The 22,412-nt window shown below is 66.7% G+C and carries 21 protein-coding genes; 9 read left to right on the plus strand and 12 right to left on the minus strand.

Annotated features, from left to right (window positions below):
• Positions 1–53: 53 nt before the first annotated feature.
• Positions 54–1,280, minus strand: a complete 1,227-nt coding sequence (locus tag A5727_RS22935) for a cytochrome P450 family protein (protein WP_068255616.1) — start codon at positions 1,278–1,280, stop codon at positions 54–56.
• Positions 1,281–1,430: 150 nt separating this feature from the next.
• On the opposite strand from A5727_RS22935, the gene A5727_RS22940 reads away from it, so the two are divergent.
• The 7 genes from A5727_RS22940 to A5727_RS22970 all read left to right on the plus strand — a co-directional run bounded on the left by A5727_RS22940 (position 1,431) and on the right by A5727_RS22970 (position 9,448).
• Entirely contained in the window at positions 1,431–2,264 is an 834-nt protein-coding gene (locus A5727_RS22940) for an enoyl-CoA hydratase/isomerase family protein (RefSeq protein WP_082949978.1), read from the plus strand.
• A gap of 4 nt (positions 2,265–2,268) precedes the next feature.
• Entirely contained in the window at positions 2,269–3,699 is a 1,431-nt protein-coding gene (locus A5727_RS22945) for a FadR/GntR family transcriptional regulator (protein WP_068255619.1), read from the plus strand.
• An 81-nt stretch (positions 3,700–3,780) separates the two neighbouring features.
• Positions 3,781–5,349, plus strand: coding sequence for an AMP-binding protein (locus A5727_RS22950; RefSeq protein ID WP_068255623.1), 1,569 nt, complete (start codon positions 3,781–3,783; stop codon positions 5,347–5,349).
• Positions 5,350–5,380: 31 nt separating this feature from the next.
• Entirely contained in the window at positions 5,381–5,821 is a 441-nt protein-coding gene (locus A5727_RS22955; protein WP_068255626.1) for a Zn-ribbon domain-containing OB-fold protein, read from the plus strand.
• Positions 5,818–7,023: a thiolase family protein gene (locus tag A5727_RS22960; protein ID WP_068255629.1), complete on the plus strand. Its 1,206-nt coding sequence runs from the start codon at positions 5,818–5,820 to the stop codon at positions 7,021–7,023. Before A5727_RS22955 ends, A5727_RS22960 begins: the two co-directional genes overlap by 4 nt.
• Positions 7,024–7,115: 92 nt before the next feature.
• The gene (locus tag A5727_RS22965) at positions 7,116–8,207 is read left to right on the plus strand and encodes a DUF7064 domain-containing protein (protein WP_068255632.1); all 1,092 of its coding nucleotides are present in this window, start codon (positions 7,116–7,118) and stop codon (positions 8,205–8,207) included.
• A gap of 32 nt (positions 8,208–8,239) precedes the next feature.
• A complete protein-coding gene (locus A5727_RS22970) occupies positions 8,240–9,448 on the plus strand; it encodes a CaiB/BaiF CoA transferase family protein (RefSeq protein WP_068255635.1) in 1,209 nt (402 codons plus the stop codon).
• Between the two features lie 8 nt (positions 9,449–9,456).
• On the opposite strand, the gene A5727_RS22975 is transcribed toward A5727_RS22970, so the two are convergent.
• A complete protein-coding gene (locus tag A5727_RS22975) occupies positions 9,457–10,251 on the minus strand; it encodes a FadR/GntR family transcriptional regulator (RefSeq protein WP_068255639.1) in 795 nt (264 codons plus the stop codon).
• Between the two features lie 72 nt (positions 10,252–10,323).
• Here A5727_RS22975 and A5727_RS22980 point away from each other — a divergent pair, with 72 nt between their 5' ends.
• On the plus strand, positions 10,324–11,796 hold the full coding sequence (locus A5727_RS22980) for an aldehyde dehydrogenase family protein (protein WP_231992200.1): 1,473 nt from the start codon (positions 10,324–10,326) through the stop codon (positions 11,794–11,796).
• A 21-nt stretch (positions 11,797–11,817) separates the two neighbouring features.
• The gene (locus tag A5727_RS22985; RefSeq protein WP_068255642.1) at positions 11,818–12,261 is read left to right on the plus strand and encodes a DUF2599 domain-containing protein; all 444 of its coding nucleotides are present in this window, start codon (positions 11,818–11,820) and stop codon (positions 12,259–12,261) included.
• On the opposite strand, the gene A5727_RS22990 is transcribed toward A5727_RS22985, so the two are convergent.
• From A5727_RS22990 to A5727_RS23035, 10 genes are read right to left on the minus strand one after another with little or no spacing between them, the layout of a single operon-like run.
• The gene (locus A5727_RS22990) at positions 12,251–12,988 is read right to left on the minus strand and encodes a DUF3298 domain-containing protein (protein ID WP_197507730.1); all 738 of its coding nucleotides are present in this window, start codon (positions 12,986–12,988) and stop codon (positions 12,251–12,253) included. The genes A5727_RS22985 and A5727_RS22990 overlap by 11 nt on opposite strands.
• 14 nt (positions 12,989–13,002) lie before the next feature.
• Entirely contained in the window at positions 13,003–13,590 is a 588-nt protein-coding gene (locus A5727_RS22995; protein WP_068255645.1) for an Rv1363c family protein, read from the minus strand.
• 24 nt (positions 13,591–13,614) lie between these two features.
• Positions 13,615–14,868, minus strand: coding sequence for an MlaD family protein (locus tag A5727_RS23000; RefSeq protein WP_353612276.1), 1,254 nt, complete (start codon positions 14,866–14,868; stop codon positions 13,615–13,617).
• Complete coding sequence (locus A5727_RS23005; protein ID WP_068255649.1) at positions 14,865–16,154, minus strand: MCE family protein; 1,290 nt, start codon at positions 16,152–16,154, stop codon at positions 14,865–14,867. Before A5727_RS23005 ends, A5727_RS23000 begins: the two co-directional genes overlap by 4 nt.
• The gene (locus A5727_RS23010) at positions 16,151–17,263 is read right to left on the minus strand and encodes an MCE family protein (RefSeq protein ID WP_068255652.1); all 1,113 of its coding nucleotides are present in this window, start codon (positions 17,261–17,263) and stop codon (positions 16,151–16,153) included. Before A5727_RS23010 ends, A5727_RS23005 begins: the two co-directional genes overlap by 4 nt.
• Positions 17,260–18,300 carry an MCE family protein gene (locus A5727_RS23015; RefSeq protein ID WP_068255655.1) on the minus strand — a complete coding sequence of 347 codons (1,041 nt, stop codon included), beginning with the start codon at positions 18,298–18,300 and terminating at the stop codon, positions 17,260–17,262. The genes A5727_RS23010 and A5727_RS23015 overlap by 4 nt, the downstream gene beginning before the upstream one ends.
• Positions 18,301–18,304: 4 nt before the next feature.
• Positions 18,305–19,342, minus strand: a complete 1,038-nt coding sequence (locus tag A5727_RS23020; protein WP_068255658.1) for an MCE family protein — start codon at positions 19,340–19,342, stop codon at positions 18,305–18,307.
• Positions 19,339–20,730 (minus strand): MlaD family protein, encoded by a 1,392-nt coding sequence (locus A5727_RS23025; RefSeq protein WP_353612277.1) that lies wholly within the window; start codon positions 20,728–20,730, stop codon positions 19,339–19,341. Before A5727_RS23025 ends, A5727_RS23020 begins: the two co-directional genes overlap by 4 nt.
• Positions 20,694–21,551, minus strand: coding sequence for an ABC transporter permease (locus A5727_RS23030; RefSeq protein WP_068255664.1), 858 nt, complete (start codon positions 21,549–21,551; stop codon positions 20,694–20,696). The genes A5727_RS23025 and A5727_RS23030 overlap by 37 nt, the downstream gene beginning before the upstream one ends.
• Positions 21,548–22,396: an MlaE family ABC transporter permease gene (locus A5727_RS23035; RefSeq protein ID WP_068255668.1), complete on the minus strand. Its 849-nt coding sequence runs from the start codon at positions 22,394–22,396 to the stop codon at positions 21,548–21,550. The genes A5727_RS23030 and A5727_RS23035 overlap by 4 nt, the downstream gene beginning before the upstream one ends.
• Positions 22,397–22,412 lie beyond the last annotated feature (16 nt).

Raw genomic sequence — 22,412 nt, forward strand, 5'->3', positions numbered from 1 at the left:
CGTTTGGTGCTTCCGCACAGGTGTCGTTTCTGTGCTTTCGCAACGGGGGCGTGTCAGTACATTCGGACCGGCAGCTTCGTCAGCCCGCGAAGCGTCACCGTGGGCTTGTAGCGGAGGTCGTCGGACCGGGCCGCGAGTTCCCAGTTCGGGAAACGCTCAACCAGCGTCGCCAGGGCCGTCCGCCCCTCCATCCGGGCCAGTTGGTGTCCCAGGCAGTAGTGGATTCCGAATGCAAAGGCCAAGTGGCGGTTCGGTTTCCGGGTCAGATCCAGTTCTTCGGGTTTTTCGAACACCGATTCGTCGCGGTTGGCAGAAGTGATCGCGCCCAGCACCTGCGATCCCCGCGGGATCGGCACTCCTTGGATCTCCATGTCCTCCAACGCGAACCGCGCCGCACCGCCGGTCACCGGTGAGGTGAATCGGAGCAGTTCCTCGATGGCGGTCGACTCCAGGAGTTCGGGCTGTGCGCGCAGCAACTCCTGCTGCTCGGGATTCTCGATGAGCGCCAGCACGCCGTTGCCGATCAGATTGGCCGTGGTGTCGTGTCCCGCCAGCAGCAGCAGGAACACCATGGAGACGAGTTCTTTGTGACTGAGCCGATCGCCGCCCTCGTTGGCAAGCACCAGATCGGAGATCAGACCGTCGTCGGGATTCAGCCGCCGGTCGTCGATGAGCTCCTCGAACAGTTTCGCGAGCTTGCGCGCCGTCGGGTACCCGCGCAGCATGTTGCCCTGTTGGTTGCCCAACTTCTCCACCAGGAACGCGAACTTGTCTCGGTCCTCATCCGCGACGCCGAGCATCGTGGCGATCACGGCGAGTGGGAGTTTGATGGCGTACTCGTGCACGAGGTCGACGTCCCGTTTGGCGGCGACCTGATCGGCGAGCTCCTCGGCGATCTTGGTGACGTCGGCCGCCATGGTCGAGACCAGCTTCGGTGTGAATGCCTTGTGCACGAGCGTGCGCAGGCGTTTGTGGTCGGGGTCGTCCTTGAACACCATGGTCTGGGCCAGCATGCGCAGGCTCGGCGGCAGCAGCCAGATGAACTTGCCGGCCGGGGAGTTCTTCATGACGTCGGTGGAGAACCGCTCATCGTTGAAGACGAACTGAACGTCGTCGTAACGCGTCACGAGGTATCCACCCTTGCCCTGCAGGAGGCCGGTCGCCGTCGCCCAGGACACGGGGTGGTTCTCCCGCAGATGTGCGTAGCGCGCATGCGGGTGGTCGAGCATCTCGCGGCTGTCAAGATCGGTCTTCTCCAGTGCGCCAACCACTCTGGACATCGCTACTCCCATCGACACGCTGCTCTCGCGTGAAGTCCCATCGGCCGGCAGGGCGTCCCGGGGACCGAACCGGCCCGTTCGCCCAGACGCCTCATTGCCGCACTCCGCAATACCCGTCGTTCACTCCGGTTTATTAGTACACTGATTTCCATGATTCCCGCTACCCCCCAGGAAGATCTGGACGCCGGCCGGCTCGAGCCCGGCACGCTTCGGGCCATCGAGTTCGCGGTCTCGGAGAACGTCGCCACGATCACTCTGAACCGTCCGGACGCGCTGAACGCCATCTCCGGCGACATGGCCCGCGAACTGTCGTGGGCGTGGCAGACCGTGCGCGACACCGACGACATCCACGTGGCGGTGTTGCGGGCCGCCGGCGACCGCGCCTTCTGCACGGGGGTCGATGTCAAAGGGGACGGCAGCTGGTTCTTCCGATCCAACGTGTGGAACACCTTCGATCCGGGCACCGTGGTCTCCCCCAAGATCGCCCACCGCTGTTGGAAACCCGTCGTCACCGCGGTCAACGGCCTGGCCGCCGGCGGCGCCCAGTACCTCATCAACGAGTCGGACATCGTGATCTGCGCCGACGACGCGGCGTTCTTCGATCCGCATGCCAACGCCTCGATCGTCTCGGCGCTCGAGCCCATCGGGATGCTGCATCGCGGCGTCCCGCTGGGCGAGGTGCTGCGCTGGGCGCTGATGGGCACCGAGGAGCGCATCAGCGCGGAGACCGCGCTGCGCATCGGCCTGGTGTCCGAAGTGGTGCCGCGCGCACAGCTGTGGGAGCGCGCACAGGACATCGCGGCCTCCATCGCAGCACGCAGCCCGCAGGCCATCCAGGGCACGATCCGGGCGATATGGGAATCTTTAGACATGACCCGGTCGACCGCTCTTCAGAACGGCATGGCCTACACCCACATCGGCAATCCACCACTGGCCGAACGGCGCGCGACCCCACGCCGCAACGGCCCGCCGACGCTTCGGTGATGCCATGAGCGAACTGATCGCACCGCGGATCGATTCGCGGAAGGCGAAGCTGGCCGGGCGGGCCGCCGAGCAGATCGTCTCCGATGTGATCGAGTTGGGTTGGCCCGTCGGCCACGTGCTGGGGTCCGAGTCCGAACTGCTCGAGCGCTACGGCGTGAGCCGCGCGGTCCTGCGCGAGGCAGTTCGGCTCGTCGAACACCAGCGAGTGGCCCGGATGCGGCGCGGCACCGGCGGCGGCCTGGTGATCGACGAACCCGACATCGAGGCCGTGATCGGCCCTGCGATCATCTACCTGTTGCGCGTCGACGCCACGCTCGACGAGATCTTCGACACCCGGATCCTGCTGGAGGAACTCGCTGCCGAGATCGCCTCGCAGCGCGCAGGGGAATCCGACATCCCGCTGCTCCGGGCGACCCTCGAACGCGAGGCCGCCGACGGGCCCCGCGACCATCGCCGGCTGCACTCGCAGATCGCGGCGCTGACCCTCAACCCCGTCCTCGAACTCTTCGTCGAGACCTTCAGCCGGGTGAGCAACTTCTACTTCGCCGACGAGGCGGCCGTGCCCGCAGCGGTGGCCCACGAGGTTCAACGCGCCCACGACGCCATCGCGAAAGCCGTCCTGGCCAACAACCCGGGACTGGCGCGCGAGCGTATGCGTCGGCATCTGCACGCCGAGGGCGAGTTCATTCGCGCCCAGCCCGACACCGTGCAGCGCCTCGATCCCGCGATCGCGCTGGCCGGAACCGTCGGCGACAAGCGTGGTGAGGCGCTGGCACGTCAACTGTTCACCGAGATCGTCTCCACGGGTGCCCAACCGGGCGCGTTCCTCGGCTCTGAGACCACGCTCATGGAGCGGCATCAGGCCAGCCGTGCCGTGGTGCGCGAGGCCATCCGCATCCTCGAGTACCACCAGATCGCGCTGACCCGCCGGGGTCCCGGCGGAGGGCTCTTCGTCGCCGAACCTGACAGTTCGGCGTTGGCCGACGTCATCACGATCTACCTCCGGCGGCGCGGCATCGAGTTGCGCCACATCACCGATCTGCGCACCGGTCTGGAGTTGGCCGTGGTCGAACGCGCCGCCGCCAGGCTGTCCGAACAGCGCGACGACGACGTCGAGGCGCTGCAGCGCTCGCTGCACACCGAAGCCGAGCAGGGCCTTGAGATGGCGTTCGCCCGAGCGGAGGACTTCCACTCGATGCTCGCCAGGCTGACGGGTAATCGCGCGCTCGAACTCGTCCATCGGGTCACGATGCGGTTGGGCTGGCAGTTCTACTCGGAGATTGCCACGGCCAACCCCCGGGTCGGCGCCTTGTCCGCACCCGCCGTCATCGAACCCGCTCACCAGGACATCACCGACGCCCTTGTCGCAGGCGACGCGGAACTGGCGATCATGCGGATGCGCGCACACATGGTCGCGACCGCCAGCCCCTCCTGAATCACGGGGATCCGGCTGGCGGACTTTCCAGATCCCCAAGTTAAGGATACTGTTCTATCTAATTGAATCTTGGGAGGGTGGATGCAGCATCCGTGGGATCAGCGCCTCGGCGTGTGGTGGATAGCAGAGGACCATCCGGACGCGCCCGCAATCGCCGAATCCCCCAGCGGTCGCACCCTGACCTTCGGCGAGTTGGCGTCCGCCGCGCACCGGGTGTCCAACGCCCTGCGAGCCCATGACCTGCGGACCGGAGACGTGGTGGCCTACGCGCTGCCCAACGACGTCGACGCCGTCATCTGGCAGTTGGCCACCAATCAGATCGGCCTGCGCTACCTGACGCTCAACACGTCGCTGTCGGCCGAGGAGTTCATGTCGATCCTCGAGCACTCCGGCGCGACGGTCCTGGTCAGCCATGCGGACCACCTCGACCGATTCCCCAGACTGCCGGACACCATCACGCTGCGCATCGTGGTGGACGATCAGGGGACCGGCGGCGCCGGATTCGTCCCTGAGATGGAGTTTCTCGCCGGTCATCCGGACACGCCGCCGTCCGAGCGCACCCAGGGCGACGCGATCCGGTACTCCTCGGGAACGACCGGCAAACCCAAGGGAATCGTCCGGGAACTCGACGGACGAGAGCCCTCCGAGGCCGCCAACGCACTGGCGATCTTCGGCCGCGCATTCGACTTCCGGCCATTCGACGGCACGCACCTGGTCTCGACGGGCATGCACCACGCCGGATGCCAGAGCTTCTACCTCGGCGCGCTCAACGTGGGACAGGCCCTGGTCATCCAGGGCCGGTTCGACGCCGAGAAGACCCTCGCCGCGATCGAGCGGCACGGTGTGACCACGGCGTACATGGTTCCCACGCAGTTCGTCCGCATGCTCAAACTGCCCACCGAGGTCCGCGAGAAGTACGACGTGTCGAGCCTGCGCTCGGTGGTCCACTCCGCCGCGCCCTGTCCGCTGCAGGTCAAGAAGGAGATGATGGCCTGGTGGGGCCCGGTGATCTGGGAGACCTACGGCGGCACCGAGGGTCCCGCGACCATCGCCAAGCCGCAGCGCTGGCTGGAGAAACCCGGCACCGTCGGCCGGCCGATTCGCGGTGTGCGGGTCAAGATCCTCGATGAGCACGGGCATGAACTGGGACCCCACGCCATCGGCGACGTCTACATCGAACGAACGGACGGGCAGCGTTTCGAGTACCGGAACGACGCCGAACTCACCGAGTCGGTGCACCGCGGTGCCGCGTTCACGATCGGCGACGTCGGGTACCTCGACGACGACGGCTTCCTGTTCATCTGCGACCGCGCCAAGGACATGATCATCAGCGGCGGCGTGAACATCTATCCCGCCGAGGTCGAAGGTGTGCTGTCCAGCCACGCTGCGGTCGCCGACGTCGCGGTGATCGGCATCCCCGACCCGGAATGGGGTGAACAGGTCAAGGCCGTCGTCGAACTGGTTCCGGGCCACGCACCGTCCACCGAGTTGGCCGAGGACATCATCGCCTACTGCCGGGGCCGCCTGGCGGGCTTCAAGTGCCCCAGATCAGTGGACTTCGACTCCGCACTGCCCCGCACCGAGGCAGGCAAGCTCGTCAAACGTCAGATCCGCGACGTGTACTGGGCCGACGCCGGCCGTCAGGTCTGATGTCACCATCGCAGGAAGGAAGGCCACGGCTTTGACCGAGACGACCGCCACCGCAACCGAACCCATCCCCATCGTCGGCTATCTGCGTCTGGGGCAGTCTCCCCATCTGAGCGCGACCGTGTGCACGGACTGCGCCGCCTACTACTTCGACCACCGGGACGCGTGCGCGTCGTGCTTCGGCACGTCGTTCACGACCAAGGCGGTGGCGACGACGGGCACGCTGCAGACCTTCACCGTCGTCGCGGTCGCGGCACCGGGCGTTGCGGTCCCCTACGTCGCCGGTGTGGTGGATTGCGACGGAATCTCGGTGCGGGCCAACGTCGTCAACGTCGAGCCGAGCGTGGACGCCGTCCGGCTGGGAATGCCGTTGCGACTGACCACCTTTCCCATCGGCACGGACGACCAGGGCCGAACCGCGATCGGATTCGGCTTCGAACCGGCAGACGGCCCCCAAGGAGGCGACGCACGATGAGCGGTGACATCTGGATCCTGGGCATCGCGATGACGAAATTCGGCAAGCGCCCCGACCGAGACGCGGTCGGCCTCGGCGTCGACGCCGCGAGCGCCGCACTGTCCGACGCCGGCGTCACAGTCGCTGACATCGACGTCATGGCCGCAGGAAATCTGCTCGGTGCACCCGGTTACGGGCAGGCAGTGCAGAAGCAACTCGGCCAGACCGGCATCCCTGTTTTCAACGTGGCCAACGCGTGCGCCACCGGCGCCACGGCGTTGCGCACCGCGATGCTGGCGATCAAGGCCGGCGAGGCCCACTTCGGGCTCGCCGTCGGCGCCGAGAAACTCGCCGGAGCCGGAATGCTCGGAGCTGGCGGGAAGTCCCGGTCCGGAGCCAAGACCTGGCAGCCGACCGGCCGGCTGGACGCGGTCACCAGCCTCGAAGGACACGTCGGAACGGACCTGATGCCAGGGGTTTTCGCGCAGATCGGGATGCAGTATCTGCATCGCCACGCGTACGCGGGCGCTCCGCTGGACCTGTTCGCCCGGATCAGCGAGAAGAACCACTTCCACTCGACGTTGAACCCGCTGGCCGCGCACACCAAGGCGATGTCGGCCGAGCAGATCCGCAATGACGTGATGATCGCCTACCCGAACACCAGGCCGATGTGCTCGGCCAACTGCGACGGCGCCGCGGCCGCGGTACTGGTCAGCGATGAGCGACTTCAGACGCTCTCGGCCGAGCAGCGCCGGAGGGCGGTCAAGATCAGCGCCTCGGTGCTGACCACCGACCCGTGGGAGGAGGCGTGCCAGATCCTCCCGAACGTCAACACCGTCACCCGCAATGCGGCCCTGCAGGCCTATGAGCAGGCTGGCGTCGGCCCCGAGGACCTCGATCTGGTCGAGCTGCACGACTGCTTCGCGACCGCCGAGCTGGTCCACTACGACAACCTGGGACTGTGTGAGCCCGGCGGCGCGGTGGACTTCTTCGAGAGCGGTGCACCGTGGCGTGACGGCCGCCTGCCGGTCAACGTCTCAGGCGGGCTGCAGTCCAAGGGGCATCCGATCGCCGCGACCGGGATCGCCAACGTCTGGGAGGTCTGCCAGCACCTGCGCCATGAAGCCAAGGACCGCCAGATCGAAGGCGCCCGAGTCGGTTTGGCGCACGTGATCGGACTCGGTTCCACGTGCGGCATCCACATCCTCGAACGCGCCGCATGAGGGTGGGCCGGTGTCCCACCGTGCACTGAGCGACCAGCATGGAGTTTCGCCGACTATTCCCTAAATTAGTATCCTTTAGTTAGGATTGCGCCATGGTTCGTGCGACCACGCCCGATGCGGTCACCGCCGACACACCGTTCACGGCGTCGGACGACGAGTTCCACGCGTCCCCCGACGGGAATCCGTACTGGGCCGAGACCACGTGGTGGTCGTTCAATGTTCCCGAGCGCAAGCTGGGTGGTTGGCTGCACGCGACGTTCTACACCAACCAGGGCTTCGTGATCTGGCGCGTGTACGTGTGGGATCCCCGGGGTCCGCATCACGAGCAACTGCGGTACTTCCGGATGGAGGAGAAGGTACCGGTCACCGACCCGGCGCCCGACCTGCGCGACATCACCATTCCGGGCGGCGGGTTCACCGTCAGGATGCTGCGGCCACTTCGCGATTACCAGATCGAGTTCACCGATGCGGCTGCGGATTTCGCGATCAGCCTGCACTTCGCCGGTGTGCACGACCCCCGTCGCTACACCCCTGGCGAACCGCCCTTCATGGAGCACAGCCACCTCGATCAGCTCGGCCATGTCACCGGCGAGCTTCGCCTGGACGGCGAGTTGATTCCCATCGACTGCTATTCGATCCGCGACCGCTCCTGGGCCCCACGCGGGGAACCCCGGCCGCCGTCGACCAGATCCGCGTCGTCGGCCGACACCCCCCAGTCACGCGTGCTGCATCCGGGTGGCCCGCGATGGCGGGAGATCGAGCGGGAACGTGGTCGCGGCAGAATCCAGTACATCTTCGGGCACTCCGGGCCCGACACCGGGTTTTTGGCGTTCGTCCGGGTTGCCGATGGCGACGCGGACGGGTGGTCACCGCTCAACCACGGCTGGCTGCTGCGCGACGGACGGTTCGAGCGCCTGGACAAGGCCACCAGCGTCATGAAGAACTACCGAGATCCGTTGACGGGTTTCAGTTCTCATATGCAGGTGCGCCTCGTCGACCTCAGTGGCCGCACCATGGACGCCGAGGGTTACACGGTCAGCCACGTCTGCGAACGAGCCGACAGCGGCAGCACGGCGCTGATGCGGTGGGATTTCGACGGCCAGATCGGATGGGGTGAAGACCAGGACATCTGGCATCCCAAACATTTCACTCGTATGCGCGAGGCGCTACAAGCGGTGCGCTGAGCCGTGCAGTCCCCGCAGAACAGGAGAACACTATGACCGGACCGTTCGAGGGTGTGCGCGTCATCGAGGTGGCGTCGTGGACCTTCGTCCCCGGTGCGGGCGCGATCATGGCCGATCTCGGCGCCGACGTGATCAAGGTCGAACCTCCCAACGGTGATCCGCAGCGGGCGCTGCGCAACGCGCTCAACGCCGACGACTCGGCACCCAATCCCTTCCTTCACGTGCCCAACCGGGGCAAGCGCAGCATCACGCTTGACCTGCAGAGCGAGACCGGGGTCGCCACCCTGCTGCGGCTCACCGCGGGCGCCGACGTGTTCCTGACGAACTACCTGCCGAAGGTCCGCACCAAGCTCGGCATCGACGCCGACACGCTGCGCGCGGCCGACCCTCGCCTGATCTATGTGCGCGGATCGGGCTGGGGCAGCCAAGGCGCCATGGCCGACACCGGCGGCTTCGACTCCGCGGCGGCGTGGTCGGCGGCCGGCGTGCAGAACAAGCTCACCGATCCGGGCGCTCCCGCACCGGTGCCCCAGCCGGCGGCGTTCTACGACCTGCAGGGCTCCAGCGCCATCGCGGGTGCGGTTGCCATGGCGCTGTTCCGTCGCGAGCGCACCGGTGAGGGCGCCGTGGTGGACGTGTCGCTGCTGGGCACCGGAATGTGGACCATGGGACCCGACCTGGCGGCGGTCGCGGCCGGATCAGGTGAACTGCCGAGGCCCAACCGAATCGACGCGCCCAATCCGATCGTCAACTACTACCGCACGGCCGATGACCGCTGGCTGAATCTGGTGTGCCTGCAGGCGGATCGGTTCTGGGCCGAACTGTGCACGCTCATCGAACGGCCCGACCTGGCCGACGACGACCGGTTCTCCGACACCATCAAGCGCTACACCAACCGCGGCGAGTGCATCGCTGAACTCGACAAGGTCTTCGGGTCGCGCACGCTGGCGGAGTGGCGCGACGTGCTGTCCGGATTCTCCGGGGTGTGGGCAGCCGCGGCCACCTTCGAGGAGGTGCTGAGCAATCCGGCGGTCACCGACAACGGCTATCTGCCCGAGGTCGTCGGCACAGACGGACGCCCGTTCCGCGTGGTGGCACCGCCCTACCAGTTCGACGGCGTGCCGGGCACCCCGGCCGGTCCGGCACCCGAACTGGGGCAGCACACCGAGGAGGTGCTGCTGGACTTCGGGTGGGATTGGGACGAGATCTCGGCGCTGCGCGAGGACGGCGTACTGGGGTGAGCGTGGAGTCAGAAGTACAGGTCGATCACGGACTCGGTGGCCAACTGGCCCCAGAGCATCTTGCGGCCTGCGTGACTCATATGGGAGGTCCACAGGGCACGCGCACCGTCGGCGTCCTTGGCCTCGACCAGCGCGATCAGCCTGTTGAAGTTTCGGACCGTCTGCTTGAACTGCTTCTCGATGATTGCGGGGTCGGTGGCCGAACTGACCACCCGCTCCATGTGGCGGGTGACGACTTCGCGCAGCACGGCGCTGATCAGGGCGATCGTGGTGTTCCCGGACCGCTCCATGATCAGGTCGTGGAATCGGAACGTGGCAGCGGACCACTCGCGCAGGTCGGCATTCTCGGGGCCTTCGTTGACCATGCTCGCCAGCTCAACCGTCGAAGCCTTCAAATCAGCGATGTCGTTCGGCGTCGCACGTGTGGCCAGCATCTCGGCCGCCGCGGGCTCGAACACCATGCGCGCCTCGTAGACATCGGCCAGCGTGGTTCCCGACATCTGCAGAAGAAGTCCGAAATTACGTGCGGCAACCGATGTTTCGGGAGAGGACACCAGAACGCCGCCGCGGGATCCACGCCGGACCACGATCAGCGACTCACTCTCCAGAATGCGGAACGCCTCACGCAACGTGGGCCGGGACACCCCGAACTGCTTGACCAGTTCGACCTCGGTGGGCAGCGCGTCGCCCTTCTTGAGCACGCCACGGACGATCCGGCTGCGCAGCTCGTCGGCGATGAGTTCTGCGGTCTTCGGGGCGCGAACCAGTTTGGCGGCCGCACCGCTTCTCTTCACCGCGTCCATGCCGCCGCCCGCCTTCTTTTCCCGCCAATTCCCTAAATCATGCTACTCAACCAGCGCACCCAGGAGGACATCGTGACGTCGACATCACTGGACACCCGCAAACTCTTCATCGATGGCAACTGGACCGAGGGCGTCGGCGACGAGGCTCTTCAGGTGCTCAACCCGGCGACCGAGGAGATCATCGCCGAGGTGCCCCAGGCCACCCCGGCCGACATCGACAACGCGGTGGCCGCGGCCCGCAGGGCGTTCGACGAGGGGCCCTGGCCGCGGATGAGCCCGGCTGAACGCGGCCGCATCCTGGCCGCGATGGCCGATGAACTCGCCCGCCGGCGCGCCGAACTGGTGGAACTCAACATCGCCGAAGCCGGTTCGACCCGCATGCTGGCCGACTTCCTCCAAGTCGGCACTCCCATCGACCATTTCGCCGATATGGCCCACCGGGTTCTTCCGCAGTTCGCCTTCGAGGAGCCGGTGGCCCCGATCCTCGGCCGAGGTATCGGCCAGGGCGTCGTAGTCCGGGAACCCTACGGGGTGGCCGCACTGATCACGGCGTTCAACTTCCCGTTCCTGTTGAACCTGGCCAAGGTCGGGCCCGCGCTGGCCGCCGGGTGCACGGCCGTGCTCAAGTCGTCGCCCTACACACCACTTGAGGCCCTGGTCCTCGGTGAGATCGCCGAGGCCGCCGGGCTGCCGCCGGGCACATTGAACATCGTCACCGGCGACGTTGCGGCAGGAGAGCGCCTCACCCAGCACCCGGACGTCGACATCGTGAGCTTCACGGGTTCGGATGCGGTGGGGCGCAAGGTCTATGCGCAGGGCGCGGAGTCGATCAAGAAAGTTGTGCTCGAACTCGGCGGTAAGTCGGCCAACATCATCCTCGACGACGCCGACCTCGACAAGGTGCTGGAAACCGTTCTGGGCGGCTTCATCACGCATGCCGGACAGGGGTGCGCACTGCAGACCAGGATTCTGGTGCACGAGTCCCTGCATGACGACCTGGTGGCCAGGATCGTCGGCACACTCGGGTTCATCAGCGTGGGCGACCCCTCCGATCCCGCGACCGTGATGGGACCCCTGATCCGTGAGGTGCAGCGGCAGCGCGTGGAGGCCCTGATCGCCTCGGGCGTCGAAGAGGGCGCCCAGATCGCCTTCGGCGGCAAGCGCCCGGCTCATCTGGAGCGCGGATTCTTCCTCGAGCCAACGCTGTTCGTCGGCGTCGACAACGGTATGCGGATCGCGCAGGAGGAGTTCTTCGGCCCCGTGGGTGTGGTCATCCCGTTCAAGGATGACGCCGATGCGATCAGGATCGCCAACGACAGCCGTTACGGGCTGTCCGGGGGCGTGTGGTCCGCCGACCCGCTGCGTGCGAGCTCGGTCGCGCGTCAGCTGCGCACGGGCATGGTCGTGATCAACGGAGGCGGGGGTGGGCTCAACCCGAACTCGCCGTTCGGCGGGTACAAGCACAGCGGCATCGGCCGTGAGTTCGGGCAGTTCGGACTGACGGAGTACCTGCAGTACAAGGCACTTCAATGGCCCGTGGGATGACCGGTTGAGGGGAATCGCGCCATGCGCACAGCAACGCGAGTCGCAGCGGCCGCGGCTGTCGGCCTGATCTCCGCTGTCGCCGGGGCGGGTGCCGGACAGGCCGAGCCGTTGCCTGCCCGCCCGCCCGGCTCACCGCAGTACATCGACCATGTCGTCTGGGAGTACCACGGGGAACGCGCGACGCTGCGCATCTTCCCCACCATGTGGGGTTGGTCGGCCGCCGGCGTGTTCACCAACGGCGCACAGAGTTACGACGCGTGGGCCGAACTGCTCGAGCAGGCGCCCGAGGCCAACACACTCAGCATGCAGAATCAGTTCTTCTGTCACTGGCAGTTGGCCAGCTTCACCAATCCGGGCAAGGTCGGCACCTGGAATCTGGAGCCCTGGCGACAGGTCGTCAGCAACACGATGCTGATCAACTCGGGGTGCAATCCGGGCGGACCGGACGACGTGCTCAACTGGTGATGCCGGCGAACTCCGGGGCGATCAGGTCCTTCAGTCCCGCCCAGGGCAGTGTGATGGTCCGCGCTTCGCGGCCGAACTGCCCCTCAGTGAAGTGCAGTTCGATGCCGTCCGCGGTGGGTATCCAGAATCGGAAGTTGCGCTCGATCGGCGCCATCGAGGGTGAGTACTCCGCCCACCCGCCCAGGGGTGGGGTCGGATAGGCCGCGGGCAGAATCTGTTTCGTGAGCTCGGAGAGCCGCACCAGGCCTGCCTGCCGGTCGACGAAGAGGTTGTCCCAGACGATCTGAATCCCGCTGCGGGAGTCGAACACCCGGGTGGCGACAGCATCGACAGGCATGTTGGGCAGGTTGACCGCGTTGTACTGCCCCAGGAACAGCGCCGAGATGGTCATCGGGCGGAAGAGCAGCCTGCCCTGCGTGTGGAACGTCCACGGCGAGGTCTTGCTGGCACTGGCGGCATACAGCCACACCTGTCCGTTGGCCTCGTCGTCGAGGATCCGGTTGATCGCGTCGGCGATCGCCGGGTCACCACCGGCCACCTTCTCGTAGTTCACGGTCCAGTCGCCCAGTCCGTTGGGACTGACGCCCGCACGCACATCCGGGACCACGCCGTAGGTGACGCCGTTGGAGACCGTGTCGGCGCTCGCAACCGGCGCCGTCCCGAGTGCGGCCGTGATGACGAGGCCGACCGCAGCGAGGATGCGCCCGATTCGACTGCGAGTGTGCACTTTCCGGCCTCCTATCACGGGATCTCGACGTTGCTGGCCAGCCAGCGGCCGTCGACGTTCTCCATCGTCATGATGATTCGGCTGCGGTCGACCCGCGGTTCCGGATTGGCTGAATTCGTCACCGACTGATCCACGAAGAGCATGACCTCGACCCTCTCGGGGGTCGCGGACTTCACGCCGGCGGCCACCACGGTGCCCTTTGCCGCGGCCTTGTTGTCGATCAGCACGGACTTCAACTGCGCACTCGACTGGCTGTACATGTCCTTGAATTCGCCTGTGGCGCCGTCGAGCACGGCCGCAAAGTTGGAGTCCAGCTTCGCCCCGTCGAGGCTGGTGAGGACGACAGCGTACTGCTGTGCCGCGGCGGTGGCCTGTTGGGCAGCGGTGCTGATCTCACGTTCGGCCCGAAGGTTCCACGCCAGCACCACGGCCGTGGTCACGGCCGCGAGCAGCACAGCGACGCCCGCGCCAAGGGCAACTATCCGCCGTGTGGGCCGCCAGGACCTGCGGGCTGGGACAACTTCGTCAGGGTTGTCGCCGCCGCCGGCGTCATCGCTGTCGTCGTGGGCATCCCGCGTCAGCACGTCGTCGGTGGTGCTCATCTGACTCCTTTCGACATATCCGGCTCAGGGACCGTGCGGTGCTGGCGGCAACGGCAGGGCGGGTCCGCCATACGGGGTCGGAACGGTCAAGGGCCCCTTGGGCGTCGGGTCTGCCCGCTTGAGCGGATCAGCGTTCGGCGGCGGGCCCGCGGTGTCGTCGCCGGGCGGACGCGGGGCGTTGCGGGCCCCGCGCACCAGGTACTTGGGATCCGGATTGGGGCAATAGGTGTACAGATACGGCTCGGGGAAGTCCGTGACGGTCGGCGGGGACTTCGGCAGGTTGTAGTCGCATGAGTACCGCTGGTAGAGGCTGACCGCGCCCCACACGCCGCCGTCGCGGAAAGAGCTGCCGAGTTCCTCCAGCGCCGATCCGGGCCGATACTTCGGGAAGAAGAACTCCTCCAGCGCCGGGACCCGCACGTGCATCACCTGGGACACCGTGGTCAGATTGCCCAGCAGTTGGACCATGGTCGGCGAGTTGTCGGCGATCAGGTCATCGATCCGCTGCATCGTGCCGGGGCCCTGATCCAGCAGGGTGCGATATCCACCGTCCATGCGCTGCACACCACCGAGGACCCCGGCCAGATTGGTCGAGGTGGCCTCGAGGCCGGGACTGACATCACGCACCGTTCCCAGGACCACCTTGCTGGTCCGCAGCAGGCTGACGGTCTGTGGCAGAACCGAATCCAGGGTCGACACGAGGAATGATCCTCCGTCGAGAATCGCGGCGAGCTTCTGCGGACCCTGCGGGCCGACCTTGAGTTCGTCGAGCACCGCTCGGAGTTTGTCGGGCTCGATCTGCTGCAGCGTCCCGTTCAGATCGCCCAGCAGTGTCGCCAACGACACCGGCGTCGCCGTCCTGCTGCTGTCGACCTCGTCCCCGTCGGCCAGATAGGGGCCGTCGTTGCTGTCGGCCCGGAAGTCGAGGTACTGCTCGCCAGCCGGGGACAGCGCCGACACCCGGACCGAACTGTCGGCGGGGATCTCGGCGTCGGGGGCCAGGGCCGCAACGGCCATCACGCCGCCCTCGGTGAGGTCGATGGAGCGAACCCGTCCCACCGGAACCCCGCGAAGGGTCACATCCTGGCCCGGAAGCAGACCGCCGGTCTCCTCCAGATGCACGCGCACAAGCCTCTCCGTCCGGGTCGGGTCCACCCGCAGGGTCCCGAACACCAGATAGGTCACGCCGACGACGAACATGACGGCCAGAGCGCACGCCGACAGTCCGAGGCGCCTGTCCCGGGCGTAGCGGAGGCCGGCCAGCAGTCGGGCGATCACGGCGTGCCCTCCGGTGCCGGGGGTTGGGGTGTCGACGGGTCGGCTCCCGGTGGCTCCGGTGCCGACGGGTCGGTTCCCGGTGCCGCTGGGGCCAACAGATTCGGTCGGGGCGGCGCCGGGGTCAGGGACCCGGGCGCGGGGCCGATCAGGTCCGGTGGCGGCACATTGCCCGGGGGCGGTGTCGGTGCGCCCCAGAACTTGTTGCGCACCCGGATCAGCTCATAGGTGATGCTGCCCACCATGTTTCGGAAGTCTTCGCGGGTCGGGGCCCGACTGCCCGGGTCGGCGGGGTGGTATGGGTCGGCGAACGCACCGACCGCCAGGTCCGCCAGGTCGATGTCCACGTTGGACGACGTGCTGTTGGTCAGCTTGATGATCGGCCCGAACAGAAGGTTGAAGTTCGCCAGTGATGCGCCGGGCGCCTGGGATGCGTCATTGAGCGCCGCGGACAACCGGTTGAGATCGGCCATCATGCTGCGGGACTCCTCGCCGCGCACCGACGGCAGTTTGGCCAACTGCAGCGTGATCCGGTTGACCTGGGCGATGAGGTCCACGATGTGGTTGGTGTTGTCCGACAGTGTGCTCAGCGCCGGACTCGCCGCCGCCAGGGCGTCGTTGATGGCGGTCTGGCGTTCGGACAGGGTGGCCGCGACGTCACCCGTCTGAGTCAGCGCGGTCTTGATGGACTGGGATCGGTCGGACAGACTCTGGATCAGTCTGGTGGACTCGTCGAGGAACACCTGCAGGTCGTCGCCTTTGCCGCCGACCGCGGCACCCATCCCGTTGATGACCTTGGTGAGGTTGCGGATCACACCGCCGTTGACCAGAAGAGCCGCGGTGCTGAGCACCTCCTCGACGGAAGCCGCGGACGCGGTGTCCTGCACCGGTATCGAGTCGCCAGGCTGCAGCACCGGGGACTCAGCGGTGACCTGCGTGGGCGGGCTGAGTGCGACGAACACGTCACCCAGTGGTGTGGCAGAACGCAGTTCGGCTCTGGTGCCCACCGGGATACGCACATCCGAGGCGATGTTCATGGTCACCACGGCCTGATAGTTGCGGGCCGTCATCGCCTCCACCTCGCCGACATCGGCTCCCGACAGCCTGACCTTGGCCTTGGCGGGCAGGTTGAGGGCGTCGGTGAAGGTCGCGGTGGCGGGGTAGGTCTGGCGTCCCGCCGAGGGCGCCGGCAGCGGCATCTGGTCGAGTCCCACCGAGCACGAGGTGACGGAGGCGGCCACGCACACGGATGCGATGACGGCGGCAAGAATCCTGTCTGTTCTGCTCATGGTCCCAGTCCTGCCAATCCCTCGAGCATGCTCGTCATCCCGAAGTCGGGGCCGAAATCCGTGATGGTGCCGGTGGCGCAGCCGAGTTGCCGCATGCCCAGCAGATTGCACAGCTCCTTGGTGGCCTGACCGTTGATTTCGATCTTGTCCAGCGTGGGATGCGCTCTGATGGCGTCCTTCTCGTGGTCGATCATGTTGTAGACGTTGTCCAGCACCATGGGCGCCAGGTCCAGGGTCTCAGCCAGTTCCCGTCGATAGTCGGCCACAGCCCGAGTCACCACCTCGGTGTTGGCGGCGGTGGAGTTGAGGTTTTCCCGGTTGCTCTCCAGCAGATCGGCCGTCCCCGAGAGGATCTGGTTGATCTGGGCCCCGGTGGAACCACTGCCCAACTGTTCGGCCCCGAGCACCTGGCTCAGCTGCCGGACGGCGGACCCGACCTCACGGATCGTCTGGTCATTCTCGGCCGCCGCGGTGGTCAGGCTGTCCAGGCTGGTGGCGATGGTGGTGATGGCGTCGCCGGTGGGAGCGCCGTGCTCGTCGCTGAGCCGCAGCGCGTTCGACAGTTCACCGAGGGCGCCGCGGATCCTGTCCCCGTTCCCCGTGGTCATCGCGGCGCTCACGTTCAGCAGATCCGTGACGGGACCGGAACCCTGTCCATCCCCCTGCAGTTCCACCGCGAGTTTGTCGACCATGGCCAGCACTCGATCGAACTCCACCGGTGTACGGGTTCGCGCCAGACTCAGCCGGTCATTGTCGTTCAGGGTGGGGCCACCCCGGTAGACGGGCGTGAACTCCACGTGCCGGTCGGTCAGGATGGACGTCGAGACTGTGACGGCCATGGCATCGGCGGGGATCTTCACACCAGGATCGATGCGCATCGTGACGTCGACGTACTGCCCCTTCGCGTCGATCGTCTCGACCCGGCCCACCGGCATCCCCAGGATGGCGACGGCGTTCCCCTCGTACAGCCCGCTGGCGTTGTCGAACTGCGCGGTGATCGTCATCCCACGGTCCCTGGCCATCGGCCCGCTCGAGCACCCACCGGCCGCCACGACCAACACGATCAGGGCGGTGATCTTTCGCAGCGGGATCCTCCAACCTGACCTCATCGGCAGTCCTCGAAGTAGTTCGGCAGGTTGAACTGAATGGCCCGGCTGCTGATGGCGCACATGAACGAGTCGATCAGGGTGCCGCCGGAGGACGTGAAGTCGAACTCGTTGCCGCTGCCCGTGGCGTTGGCGAAGTTTCGCACCGGTACGGGCAGGATCTGCAGCGTGTTGCGGAGCAGCTCCTCGTTGCGGCCCACCGACCCGAGCATGCCGTCGAGGTTCCTGAGCAGCTCATCGATCTGCGGTCGGTTGCCGATCAGCACGGGCTGCAGCTGGTTCACCAGCTTGGTGGTGGCCTTGATCAACCGCACCACCATGTCGCGGCGCGCGGCCAGATCCGACAGCACCACATGGGACTGGTTGACCAACAGCCCCAGGCTCTGCTGCTGATTGCTCAGCAGCTCGGTCACCCGCTGAGTGCTGCGCAGCAGCGCACTGATCTCGTCGCGACGAGCCGACAACACCGACGAGAGGTGCGCAATGTTGTCCAAGGCCTGCGGCAGGATCTCCGGTGTGCGCTGAAGCTGCTGGGACAGAGTGGTCATCGACTGCGCGATCTTCTCGGCGTCCACGGCCTCGAAGGTGGTGGTGGCGTCCTGCAGGGCAGCCTGCAGGTCGTAGGGCACCTCGGTGTTGGACAACGGAATCCTGTTGTCCTCCAACTCCCCCGAGCCCGCCGGTTGCAGGTCGACGTAGCGTGCACCGAGCAGTGTGGTCAGCTTGATCTCGGCACGTGTCGACTTTCCGGCAGGAACGGTGTCGTCGACCTCGAAGGTCACGGCCACATGGTCATCCTCGAGTCGAAGACCCTTCACCGATCCGACATGCACACCCGCCACCGTCACCTGATCGCCGGCGCTGATGCCGGCCGCCTGCGCGAATTCCGCCGTGTACGTGGTCTTCCCGAGGCCCAGGCGGCCGAGCCCGAGCGCGCCGCCCAGGACCACCGCGATGATCGCCACCGTGATCACGCCCAGGCGAAGCTTGCTGTGCGCCTCGATGGGCCGGTCGAACAGGCTCTTGATCTTCTCCCTCACACGCTCACCTGCACTTCGTGCTGTTCTGGATGACGCCGCCGCGGGTTCCGTTGCGCACGATCGCGTCGATCAGGGCGTCGATGCGGGGGAACTGGCTGACCGTGATGTGACACGCATAGATGTCGAGATGCGATCCTCCTTGGCTCATCCGGGCCAATCCCTTGAGCATGAGTGGCGTGTTGAACGCCATGTACGCAAAGCCCTGCTTGTCCTCCATGAAGTGCTTGGCGAAGCCGGGGTCGCGTTCCAGCCACTGCCGAAGGTCCGGCTGCACGTCGCCCACGATGTCGGCCAGGCGGCCACCCACGATGGACACCTGCTGCATGGAGTCGATGAATTCAGCACGGCGCTGGGCGAATCCGCTGAACATCGTCTTCGCCGAGCTGATCGAGGCGTCCAGGTCACCGCTGCGTTGGGCCACCTGGTCCAGCACGGAGTTCAGGTGGGTCAGCACACCCTCGAGAATCGCGTCAGTGCCGGAATACGACTGCGCCAACCGGGTGGTCTCGGCGATCAGCGTCGTGACCGCACCGCTGTCGCCCTGCATGGAACGCACGATCGCGGTGGTCAGGTTGTCCACCTGCTCGGGGTTGAGCAGCGCGAACAGCGGTTCGAAACCGTTGAGCAGTCGTGAGATGTCGAAGGACGGCTCGGTGCGTGTCTCCGGGATCAGTGCGCCCGCGGGCAGCGTCTGCGGATCGCCGAAGTCGGCGAGTGAGAGCCCCAGATACCGCTGGCCGATGATGTTCTGATAGTCGATGGACGCCTTGGTGTTTCCGTACAACACCTGGTCTGAGGCCACCTGGAAGTCGACCCGAGCCAGTCTGCCGTCCAATCGGACGGCGTCGACCCGGCCCACCTTCACACCGGCCATCCGGACCTCGTCACCGGCCTTGAGACCGGAGGCGTCGGTGAACAACGCGCTGTAGGACTCCGCGGGCGCGCCGACGTTGCGCTGCAGGGTGACGAACACCGACCACAGCAGGGCGAAACACACCGTCAAGAAGACACACAACCCGATGAGGGGCTTGCGGTAGCTCATGGCCCCACCCCCGGTGCTGGTGCTCCGGCCTCGGCAGGCAGCGGTGGTCCTGGTGGGGGTGCACCGGGATCGGGGATCACCGTCACGGTGTTGCCGCGTGCGACCGGACCGAGCAGCAGTTCCGAGGCGACGTTGGTGTCGGGTCCCAGGAGTTCGGCCATCTGCGCACGCTCCTCGGGACTGCCCACCGGTCCGACGTTGCCGCCCGGCGGCGTAGGCAGGTTGGCGGGGTCGAAGTTGCGCGGCAGGACAGGCGGATCGGCCGTCAGCGGAGCGTTCTGACAGCTTGGCCCCTCCAACTCGCCGTACCGAGGGCAGTCCTGCCGCGTGTACATCTTGTTCGGCGTGAACACCAACATGAACTTGCCCACGGCCTTCTGCCGGTCCGAATGCCAGACGTGGGCGAAGAACCGGTTGGTGACGTCATTGATCCTGGTGACCATCGGCGCGAACTCCCCTCCGCCGTCGGCGAGCACCCCCACCACGGGCGACAACTGAGTCGTGATCACGATGATGCGATCGGTGTTGTTCTCGAACGCCTCCCCCATAGTGCCGAACGTGGTGATCCCGGCGGACAGGAAAGACGTGAGCTCCTGGCGTTTTTCGGCCACCGTCCGCATGGGGACCACCGCGTTGTGCACGGCGTCGAGCAGTTCCGGTGACGACGCCTGAAGGCCCTGCAGGGCCTCCGAGAGCACGTCCAGCGTGGCCTCGCTGCCATCGGGGGCCATCACCCGGTTGATCTCGTCGACAATGCGTTTGGCGCCGCCGCCGGCATGGGTCAGTTCGTCGCCCTTGCCGGCGGTGGCCTCGGCGACCGCCGCCAGCACGCCCACGCTGTCCCGGGATCCCGGCCTGCCCGCAGCAGCCATCACGTCGCGCAGTTTGGTCAGCGCGGTCTGGAACTGCACGGTGGCCAGGCTGTCGTCCTGCGCGATCTGGTCGTCTGCCCGCAGGCTCGGTGCCGGGCCGTTGTCGATCAGTTGGATGGACGACACCGCGAAGACGTTGCCCGGCACCACGCGTGCCGTGACGTTGGCGGGGATGCCTCCCGAGAAGTGCGGATCGAGGCTGAGCCTGACTCGGTTCGGTTGACCGTCGAGCGCGGGGGTCACCCCTTCCACCGAACCCACCAGCGCACCGCGGAACTTCACGTCCGAGCCCGACGGCAGGCCGTCGCCGACGTCGGTGAGCAGTGCGACGACCTCCAGCCTATTCGAGAAGGCACCCTCCGACTTGGCGATCGCGATGGCCGACACCACCAACGCGGCCAGCAGCAGGCCCAGCCCGCGCAGGAGCAGCCGCCGATCCGAGATCGGCCGTTGCGCTGACTCGAGTCCCTGCATCATCGTCAGCCGCCCAACCTCGCGCCGGATCCGATTCCCCACAGTCCCACCGTGAGAAGCAGATTCGCGATGATCATCACCGAGATGCTGGCGCGCATCGCCCGTCCCGCCGCGATGCCGACACCCTGCGGACCACCGGAGGCGAAGTAGCCGTAGTAGCACTGGATGGTCGAGGTGATGGTGACGAAGACAATCGCCTTGGCCACCGAGTAGGCGATGTCGGTGCCGGTCAGCACCAGCCGGAAGTAGTGGTCATACGAGCCCGCCGACACCCCACCGGACAACGTCACGATGAGCTGCACGGACGCGTAGTTGACCACCAGGCACAAGATGTACAGGGGGATGATGGCGACCACCGAGGCCAGCAGTCGTGTGGTCACCAGGTATGGAATCGGCCTGATGGCAAGCGATTCCATGGCGTCGATCTCCTCGGAGATGCGCATCGACCCCAACTGGGCGGTGAATCGGCAGCCCGCCTGCGCCGCGAACGCCAGGGCCGCCATGATCGGGGCCAGTTCACGCGTGGACACCGTGGACGACAGCAGACCCGCCGCGGGTTCCATCCCGAGCAGGTGCAGCGCCTGCAGGCCTTCGATGCCGATGATCGCGCCCGCGGTCGCGCCCAGCACGATGATCACGCCCGCCGTGCCGCCACCGACCACGATGGACCCGTTTCCCCACGTGACGTCGGAGAGGATGGCCAGGAAGGCCTTTCGGTACCGCGTCAACGTCACCGGCACACCCCCCACGGCATGCACGAAGAACGTCAGCATGTGGCCGAGACGGATCCCCAGTCCGGCCACCGACGTCGTCGCGCTGACGATCGGGCGGACACCCCGCGGGTAGTACGGTGCGGCCCTCACAGGGAGGCCTTCGGGAACAGCAGGACGTACATCTGGGTGAACACCACGTTGGTGATCATCAGCAGCAGGATCGACGCGACGACGGTGGCGTTGACCGAGTTGGCCACCCCTGCGGGACCGCCCTTCGTGGTCAGCCCCTTGTCGCACGCCACGATGGCCACGATGGCTCCGAAGACGATCGACTTGATGACGGTCAGCACCAGGTCGCCCACGGTCGCGAAGGACGCGAACGTGGTCACGAAACTGCCCGGGGCGCCGTTCTGCGCGAATGTGTTGAACAGGTAGCCGGCCAGGAATCCGATGTAGCAGACCAGGCCGGTGAGCGCGACGCTGACCACGATGGCCGCCGCCATCCGCGGCACCACCAGTCGCCGGATCGCCGAGATGCCCAGCACTTCAAGGGCATCGACTTCTTCGCGGATGGTCCGTGACCCGAGGTCGGCGCAGATCGCGGAGCCCACCGCCGACGCCATCAGCAGCGCCGCGACCAGCGGTGCGCCCTGTTTGATCACGGCCAGCCCACTGGCAGCCCCCGCCAGTGATGTCGCGCCGACCTGTCCGGCCAACAGCGCGAACTGAATCTGCAGGGTCACGCCGATGGGGATGGCCACACACATCGTCGGCAAAAGCGCCGTCGATGCCATGAAGGCCGCCTGATGCACAAACTCGGGGAACGGGAAGCGCCAGCGTGCGATGTCCTGGATCAGGTACTGCAGCGCTCGCAGTCCCAGGATGAACTGACTGCCGACCGTCTCCAGCGAGGCGACGGGATGCCGCGAGACGTAGCCCTTCGTCCAGTCGGTGATGTCACCGACCGGTGATGGATTCTCCCCCGTTGCCGCCATTGGCCCCCCGCTCCCC

The sequence above is a fragment of the Mycobacterium sp. ACS4331 genome, assembly GCF_001667265.1.
Classification (GTDB): Bacteria; Actinomycetota; Actinomycetes; order Mycobacteriales; family Mycobacteriaceae; genus Mycobacterium.